Source organism: Microbispora sp. CL1-1 (genome assembly GCF_012034195.1).
Lineage (GTDB): Bacteria > Actinomycetota > Actinomycetes > Streptosporangiales > Streptosporangiaceae > Microbispora.
In genome coordinates this window covers 1-410 of record NZ_JAATEK010000205.1, presented here as the reverse complement: position 1 = coordinate 410, position 410 = coordinate 1, and the positions used below count along the sequence as shown (strand labels likewise).

General features: G+C 66.1%; 1 pseudogene. It reads left to right on the top strand.

What is annotated here, in order from left to right:
• Positions 1 to 410: pseudogene (locus tag HCK04_RS40620) on the top strand (DNA-directed RNA polymerase subunit beta); the annotation flags it as partial.

The following is a 410-nucleotide window of genomic DNA, read 5'->3' as shown; positions in this document are numbered from 1 at the left end:
CACGCCCGGTCGACCGGTCCGTACTCGATGATCACCCAGCAGCCGCTGGGTGGTAAGGCGCAGTTCGGCGGCCAGCGCTTCGGTGAGATGGAGGTGTGGGCCCTGGAGGCGTACGGCGCCGCCTACGCGCTGCAGGAGCTGCTGACGATCAAGTCCGACGACGTGCAGGGCCGTGTGAAGGTCTACGAGGCCATCGTCAAGGGCGAGAACATCCCCGAGGCGGGCATTCCCGAGTCCTTCAAGGTCCTCATCAAGGAGATGCAGTCGCTCTGCCTGAACGTCGAGGTTCTCTCCAGCGACGGCATGTCGATCGAGATGAGGGACACCGACGAGGACGTCTTCCGCGCGGCGGAGGAGCTCGGCATCGACCTGTCCCGGCGTCCCCACGAGGGCGCGATGACCGTCGACGA